Genomic DNA, 2,232 nt, shown 5'->3' on the forward strand with positions numbered 1-2,232 from the left:
CGGCGACCGGCAGGAGGAATCGTGCGCCGCGCTGCGGCGTCCGGCGGGAGGACAGGAGGCGGCGTGGTAGAGGCCCCGGCGTACGAGGAGCGGCCCCGGCGACGTGGCCGCAGGCTGCTGACCGGCTTCGTGGTTCTGTTGCTGGTCCTGGCCGGGCTGCTGACGGTGGCCGACCGGGTGGCGGCGGGGGCGGCCGAGCGGGCCATCGCCGGCCAGGTCGAGCAGGAGGTCGCCAAGCAGAACGTGCAGTCGGCCCCGCCCAAGGTCGACGTGGCCGGCTTCCCGTTCCTCACCCAGGTGTTGGCCGGGAAGTACCAACACATCTCCATCGTCCTGACCGACGTGACGGGCAACGTGCGGGGCGACGCGGTCGACGTGCCCCGGCTCGACGTGGACGCCCGCAACGTGAAGGCGTCGCTGGAGACCCTCCGCACCCGAAAGGGCGACGTGACCGCCGAGACCGTCGACGGTCGCGCCACCATCACCTACGACAGCCTGGCCAAGCTGCTCGACCGGCCGGGCCTGAAGCTGGGCGAGCAGAACGGCAAGCTGACGGTCACCGCGCCGGCGGACATCCTGGGGGTCAAGCTCACCGTCAACGGCACCGCCGACGTCACGGTCGTCAACGGGAAGGTCGCGCTGCGCTTCAATGACCTGACCGCCGAGGGCCTGCCGAACCTGCCGCTGGCCCGACGGATGCTGGCCAGCTACGCCAAGGGCATCTCGATCGACGTGCCGCTGCCGGAGTTGCCGTTCCAGCTCAACGTCCGAAAGGTGGAACCGAAGCCGGAGGGCCTGGTCGTCACCGCGGACGCGAAGAACGTGCCGATCAACTCCGCCGGGTGACGTCACCCCTGCTCACGGCCCGGCTGATGGCCGGGCCGTCGGCGTACCCGCGTCCCGGATGCTGGTCGGACCGGTGGCTTCCGGCGGAGCGGCTGGTAGTCTCCCTCCTCATGGGGACGCTCCTCACCAAACGGCGCGCGGTCGACCTGTGCCGCGTGGCCACCTGCCTGTGTCGCCCCGTCATCTGACGGCGGGGCTGTCCTCGGCCGCCTAGGCGGCCACCGGCACGCAGGGTCCGCGTACCCTCCGGTGTTCCCCTGATCGCCCGGCAGCGGCGCCGTCGCACGTACCCGTGATCCGTTCCTAGCTCTGGGTCCCGCGCGTGGTGCGACAATCATCAACTTCGATCTCCGCGCGCAGGCTCACCATCCATCCTCACCAGGGAGTGATCTGATGAGTCGCGACACCGCACTGGTCTCGGCCGAGTGGGCCGAGAAGAACATCGACGCCCCGGGCGTCGTCTTCGTCGAGGTCGACGAGGACACCTCGGCCTACGACACCGGCCACCTCGCCGGGGCGATCAAGCTCGACTGGAAGACCGACCTGCAGGACCCGGTCCGCCGGGACTTCGTCAACAAGGCCCAGTTCGAGGCGCTGCTCTCCGAGCGGGGCATCGCCAACGACGACACCGTCATCCTCTACGGCGGCAACAACAACTGGTTCGCCGCGTACGCGTACTGGTACTTCAAGCTCTACGGCCACCGGGACGTGAAGCTGCTCGACGGCGGCCGCAAGAAGTGGGAGCTGGACGCCCGCCCGCTGGTCAAGGACGCGGTGACCCGCCCGGCGACCCAGTACGTCGCGCAGGAGCCGGACACCTCCATCCGGGCCTTCCGCGACGAGGTGGTCGCCGCCATCGGCAGCAAGAACCTGGTCGACGTGCGCAGCCCCGACGAGTACGCCGGCCGGCTGCTCGCCCCCGCCCACCTGCCGCAGGAGCAGGCCCAGCGGGCCGGCCACGTGCCGACCGCGATCAGCGTCCCGTGGTCCAAGGCGGCCAACGAGGACGGCACCTTCAAGTCCGACGACGAGCTGCGCAAGATCTACGGCGACGCCGGGTTGGACGACAGCAAGGAGACCATCGCGTACTGCCGGATCGGCGAGCGCTCCTCGCACACCTGGTTCGTCCTGCAGGAGCTGCTCGGCCACCGGAACGTGAAGAACTACGACGGATCCTGGACCGAGTACGGCTCGCTGGTCGGTGTGCCGGTGGCGCTCGGTGACGAGCCTGGGGAGGCGTGATCACCATGACTGCTCCTACCGCAGCAACGGCTGCCACCGCCGCCGGTTGCGCCGCTCCGGACCAGGCCGCCCCGCTGCCGGCCAGCCTGGACCTGGAGAAGGAGACCGTGATCACCGGGCTGGTCCGGGCCGAGTCCGGTGAGG

Annotated in this window: 4 protein-coding genes; all 4 read left to right on the forward strand. The window is 70.3% G+C overall.

What is annotated here, in order from left to right; translation table 11 throughout:
* Positions 1-63: 63 nt before the first annotated feature.
* Positions 64-846: an LmeA family phospholipid-binding protein gene (locus ONA70_RS35925; RefSeq protein ID WP_265010927.1), complete on the forward strand. Its 783-nt coding sequence runs from the start codon at positions 64-66 to the stop codon at positions 844-846.
* Between the two features lie 110 nt (positions 847-956).
* Positions 957-1,034 carry an Ms5788A family Cys-rich leader peptide gene (locus ONA70_RS36790; RefSeq protein WP_311202345.1) on the forward strand — a complete coding sequence of 26 codons (78 nt, stop codon included), beginning with the start codon at positions 957-959 and terminating at the stop codon, positions 1,032-1,034.
* A gap of 205 nt (positions 1,035-1,239) precedes the next feature.
* Entirely contained in the window at positions 1,240-2,088 is an 849-nt protein-coding gene (locus ONA70_RS35930; protein WP_265010928.1) for a sulfurtransferase, read from the forward strand.
* A 5-nt stretch (positions 2,089-2,093) separates the two neighbouring features.
* Positions 2,094-2,232, forward strand: a 139-nt coding sequence (locus tag ONA70_RS35935) for a DUF1416 domain-containing protein (protein WP_265010929.1), incomplete at its 3' end; no start/stop codon positions are given.

It is taken from the genome of Micromonospora yasonensis, from assembly GCF_026013475.1.
Taxonomy (GTDB): Bacteria; Actinomycetota; Actinomycetes; order Mycobacteriales; family Micromonosporaceae; genus Micromonospora; species Micromonospora yasonensis.

What these genes read in the sequence shown, in the direction of transcription:
- ONA70_RS35930 (WP_265010928.1), top strand. Translation starts at nt 1,240, where the DNA reads ATGAGTCGCGACACCGCACTGGTCTCGGCCGAGTGGGCCGAGAAGAAC.
- ONA70_RS36790 (WP_311202345.1), top strand. Translation starts at nt 957, where the DNA reads ATGGGGACGCTCCTCACCAAACGGCGCGCGGTCGACCTGTGCCGCGTG.